Source organism: Streptomyces chilikensis, from assembly GCF_001642695.1.
Classification (GTDB): domain Bacteria; phylum Actinomycetota; class Actinomycetes; order Streptomycetales; family Streptomycetaceae; genus Streptomyces; species Streptomyces chilikensis.
The window spans coordinates 3502634-3507313 of the sequence record NZ_LWCC02000005.1; the positions used below are offsets into that span (position 1 = coordinate 3502634).

5 protein-coding genes and 1 pseudogene are annotated in these 4680 nt (G+C 72.0%); 1 reads left to right on the forward strand and 5 read right to left on the reverse strand.

The window, feature by feature from the left end:
• From A2U95_RS15630 to lipB, 5 genes are all read right to left on the reverse strand, one after another.
• Positions 1-657: DUF4191 domain-containing protein (locus A2U95_RS15630; protein ID WP_166022988.1), on the reverse strand; the 657-nt coding region annotated here is incomplete at its 3' end.
• Between the two features lie 81 nt (positions 658-738).
• Entirely contained in the window at positions 739-921 is a 183-nt protein-coding gene (locus A2U95_RS15635) for a hypothetical protein (protein WP_166025257.1), read from the reverse strand.
• A gap of 289 nt (positions 922-1210) precedes the next feature.
• Positions 1211-2188, reverse strand: coding sequence for a lipoyl synthase (gene lipA, locus A2U95_RS15640; protein ID WP_166022990.1), 978 nt, complete (start codon positions 2186-2188; stop codon positions 1211-1213).
• 124 nt (positions 2189-2312) lie between these two features.
• The gene (locus A2U95_RS15645) at positions 2313-2975 is read right to left on the reverse strand and encodes a biliverdin-producing heme oxygenase (protein ID WP_166022992.1); all 663 of its coding nucleotides are present in this window, start codon (positions 2973-2975) and stop codon (positions 2313-2315) included.
• An 18-nt stretch (positions 2976-2993) separates the two neighbouring features.
• Positions 2994-3794 (reverse strand): lipoyl(octanoyl) transferase LipB, encoded by an 801-nt coding sequence (gene lipB / locus A2U95_RS15650; RefSeq protein ID WP_166022994.1) that lies wholly within the window; start codon positions 3792-3794, stop codon positions 2994-2996.
• Between the two features lie 333 nt (positions 3795-4127).
• Here lipB and A2U95_RS15655 point away from each other — a divergent pair.
• A pseudogene (locus A2U95_RS15655) lies at positions 4128-4680 on the forward strand (regulator); the annotation flags it as partial.

Genomic DNA, 4680 nt, shown 5'->3' on the forward strand with positions numbered 1-4680 from the left:
CATCGGGCCCTTGGGGAGCGGCATGTTCTTCATCAGGTCGCCCAGCGCCCGCAGCCGGTCGTTGGTGGTGGTGACCTGCGGGCCGGTGAGCACGCGGGGCAGCTTCATCATCGTGGTGCGCAGCTTCTTCAGCGGCACCTGGCCCTCGCCGTTGCCCACGATGATGTCGTGTACCGGCACGTCGGCGACGATGCGGCTCATCTTCCTCTTCTCGGCCACCAGCAGGCTCTTCACCCGGTTCGGGTTGCCCTCCGCGACCAGCACGATGCCCGCCTTGCCGACGGCCCGGTGCACCACGTCCTGGTTGCGGTTCATCGCGACCGCGGGGGTCGTCGACCAGCCCCGGCCGATGTTGTCCAGCACCGCCGCCGCCGCGCCCGGCTGGCCTTCCATCTGCCCGAAGGCGGCCCGCTCGGCCCGGCGTCCGAACACGATCGCCGTCGCCAGGAGGGCGACCAGCAGACCGAGGACGCCCAGGTAGATCGGGTGACCGATCAAGAAGCCGATCGCGAGGAAGACACCGAAGGTGATGATTCCGACAGCCGCGAGTACAAGACCGATCTTTTTGTCGGCCCTGCGGGTCATCTTGTACGTCAGGGCGATCTGCTTGAGTCGCCCGGCATTCGCAGACTCCGCTGCGGTTTCCTTCCTCGCCATGTCTGGAAGTCTACGTGCACGACCCCGCCGCCACGAAGGCGGTGCCCGCTGCGTACCCGGCCGGACCCGGACGGTGACCGGTCAGGGGCGGAACACGGACGCCCCGCCGAGGACGCGCTGCGCCTCGGCCCGCTCGCGGGCGCGCTGCCGGTCCGCGACGACGCTGCTCCAGGCGTTGCGCCGCGCGGTGCGCTGACCGCCGCCCAGCAGCAGCGACTCCACCACGAGCAGCGCCTCCGCCAGCGCCGGCCGGCGCGGGGTCACGGCGGCACCGCCGGTGGCGTCGCCCCCGGCACGCCCGTCACCGGCGCGGACGGGCACGGCCCGCGCCGTCGCCTCCACGACCGGCATGGCCCGCATGGTCTCCGTGGTCACGGTCACGTTCCCCCCTGGGAGTCGTGGGCTGCGCGTCGGGTTACAGGATCCACGCATGGTGTTACCAGAGCGTGACCCACCGGTCAAAGCCGGATGAAGACGATGAAGACACCGCCCGCGCCCGTCCCCTTCCGGGACGGACGCGGGCTCGGTGGCATCGAAGGACGCTCCTGCCGGCTCAGACCGCCGGGGTGGCGGCGGCCCGCAGGCCGTCCGCTGCGCGCTGCTCGATCGCCATGCCGTAGAGCCGGCCGGCGCGGTACGAGGAGCGGACCAGCGGGCCGGACATGACGCCGGCGAAGCCGATCTCCTCGGCCTCCTGCTGGAGCTCCACGAACTCCTGCGGCTTGACCCAGCGCTCCACCGGGTGGTGGCGCACGGAGGGCCGCAGGTACTGCGTGATGGTGATCAGCTCGCAGCCGGCGCCGTGCAGGTCGCGCAGGGCCTCGCTGATCTCCTCGCGGGTCTCGCCCATGCCCAGGATCAGGTTGGACTTGGTGACCAGGCCGAACTCGCGGGCCTTGGTGATGACCTCGAGGGAGCGCTCGTAGCGGAAGCCGGGGCGGATCCGGCGGAAGATCCGCGGGACCGTCTCGACGTTGTGCGCGAAGACCTCGGGGCGGGACTCGAAGACCTGCTGGAGGAGCTCGGGCACCGCGTTGAAGTCCGGGGCGAGCAGTTCGACCTTGGTCCGGCCGGCCTCGCGGGCGGCGGTCTGCTGGTGGATCTGGCGGACGGTCTCCGCGTACAGCCAGGCGCCGCCGTCCTCGAGGTCGTCGCGGGCGACGCCGGTGATGGTGGCGTAGTTCAGGTCCATGGTGACCACGGACTCGCCCACCCGGCGCGGCTCGTCACGGTCGAGCGCCTCGGGCCTGCCGGTGTCGATCTGGCAGAAGTCGCACCGCCGGGTGCACTGGTCGCCGCCGATGAGGAAGGTCGCCTCGCGGTCCTCCCAGCACTCGTAGATGTTGGGACAGCCGGCTTCCTGGCAGACCGTGTGCAGCCCCTCGCTCTTCACGAGGTTCTGCATCTTCGTGTACTCGGGACCCATCTTCGCCCGGGTCTTGATCCACTCGGGCTTGCGCTCGATGGGGGTCTGGCTGTTCCGGACCTCCAGGCGCAACATCTTGCGTCCGTCGGGTGCGACTGCGGACACATCGGCTCCCTGTGACTTCGGTTCGTAGGCGTAACCAGCGTACGCCGCCTTGTTTCGGTGTCCGTCCCGAGGCCGGGCTTTCGGACGTGGGGTGGCTCTCACCGCCCCTGCCCATGGACAAGGCTCAGGGGGTGGCCGCGAATTCCCTCTCCAGGTCCCGCAGGAGGGCGGTGTTGCACGCGAAGGCGCGGCGGCACTCCTCCACCACCCGGCGCTTCTCGGCGTCGCCCACGGGCAGGGCGTCCAGCCGGGCGCGGTAGTCGCGCTTGAGGGCCGCGGGGTTCGGCACGGCGTCGAAGACGTAGAAGCGGACGCCGTCGCCCTTGCGCGCGAAGCCCCAGGTCCTCTCGGCGGCGCCGCGGACGACCTGGCCGCCGGAGAGGTCTCCGAGGTAGCGGGTGTAGTGGTGGGCCACGTAACCGGCGGGCCACTCGTGCGCGCACTCGGTGATGCGGGCGGCGTACTCCTCGACGGCGGGCAGCGGCGGGCGGCCGGCGCGCCGGCCGGGGCCGCGCAGGTGGGCCAGGTCGCGTTCCAGGGCGGGCAGGCGCATCAGGCCGGGGTGGAGGAACGGCCCGGCGACCGGGTCGTCCCGCAGCGCGGGAACGGGCTCCTCCAGGGCGCGGTAGACGAACCAGAGCTGCTCGGTGTAGCGGGCGTACGCCTCCAGGCCGAGACCACCGCCCAGCATCGAGCTCAGGAAGCCGCTGCTCTCCGCCTCCGCGTGCCGGTCACGGGTGGCGGTGCGCAGGAGCTCCGAGAAGGGCCGGTCGGTGATCGTGTCCATGACCTCCAGTGTGCGGGATCAGGACGAGGCGGCCGTCTCCGTCTCGCGGGGACGGAGCTCGGCGCCCTCCAGCACCTCGCGCAGGTGCCTCTCGATCACCGGCAGCACGTCGGCGATGGTGACGTCGCGGCCCAGCTCCGCGGCGAGCGAGGTGACGCCGGCGTCCCGGATCCCGCACGGGATGATCCGGTCGAACCAGGTGGTGTCCGGGTTGATGTTCATCGCGAACCCGTGCATCGTCACGCCCTTGGAGACGCGGACGCCGATCTGCGCGAGCTTGCGGTCCTCCCGGCGCTGGCCGGCGTTGGACGGCGCGTACTCCGGCCCGTTGAGCCGCGGGTCGAACTCCTCGTCGGTCATCCGCGGGTCCAGGTCGAGCGAGAGACCGCCGAGCGACGGCCGCCGCTCCACCGGATCGCCCAGCACCCAGACGCCGCTGCGCCCCTCGACGCGGGTGGTCTCCAGGCCGAACTCCGCGCAGGTGCGGATCATGGCCTCCTCCAGGCGCCGGACGTGGGCCACCACGTCGACCGGGCGCGGGAGCTTCTGGATGGGGTAGCCGACGAGCTGGCCCGGGCCGTGCCAGGTGATCTTGCCGCCGCGGTCCACGTCGATCACCGGGGTGCCGTCCAGCGGGCGCTCGCTGTCCGCGGTGCGCCGGCCGGCCGTGTAGACCGGGGGGTGCTCGAGGAGCAGCACGGTGTCCGGGATCTCGTCGGCGAACCGGGCCGCGTGCACCCGGCGCTGCTCCTCCCAGGCCTGCAGGTACTCCACGGCGTCCGCGCCGAACCCCATGCGTACGAACCGCACCTCACCCACGGAAACCTCCAGGCGTACTCCGGACGGGGTCGCGACGGACGGCCCCCAGCCACTGTATGCGGTCCCGCCGGGTTCACCGACGGGGCTCCGGCCACCGGCCGGGAATGCCCGGCATGTACGCGATCGACCCGAGGAAGACCGAGGAAGACCGAGGAAGGCTGAAGCGTCACTTCCGGATAGGAAACTCACCCAATCGAATGAACGAATAATGAAGTGTGCGATGAGCTGCCTACTCTCCGCTACATTCGCGCCGTTCACTGGCCGTAACGGCTGCTCACAGGCAATCCGGGCGCCCTCGGGGTTCGCCACGGAAGGCAGGAGACCGCACCGCAGATGACGGAACGACCCGCGCAGCGCACTCCCAACCGCCAGCTCGCCGCGCTCATCGCAGAGGCGGGGTTCTCCAACGCGGGACTGGCCCGGCGCGTGGACCAGCTGGGACTCGAGCACGGACTCGACCTGCGGTACGACAAGACGTCCGTCACCCGCTGGCTCCGCGGCCAGCAGCCCCGGGGCACCACGCCGGCCCTCATCGCCGAGGTGTTCACCCGCCGCCTCGGGCGCCGGCTGACCGCCCAGGACCTCGGCCTGGACGCCTGCGCGCCGGTGTACGCGGGCCTGGAGTTCGCCGCCTCGCCCGAGGAGGCCGTGGACATCGTCAGCGGCCTGTGGCGCAAGGACTCCGGCAGCCACGCCGAGCTGCGCAGGATCGCCTTCACCCCGGCCGGGCTGGTGGTGCCCAGCCGGGACTGGCTGATCGGCCGCCCCGACGAACGGGTGGGCCGGGGCGACCCGCCCGCGGCCGGGCCGCGGGTGCCGGCGCAGGCGCACGGGCGGTCCGGACGGGAGCCCGCGCAGGCGCTCGCCGCGGTGCCGCGCCAGCGGC

Bases quoted from the DNA above. Each gene is read 5' to 3' on its own strand.
- A2U95_RS15645 (WP_166022992.1), bottom strand. From the start codon at position 2,975: ATGGACACGATCACCGACCGGCCCTTCTCGGAGCTCCTGCGCACCGCC.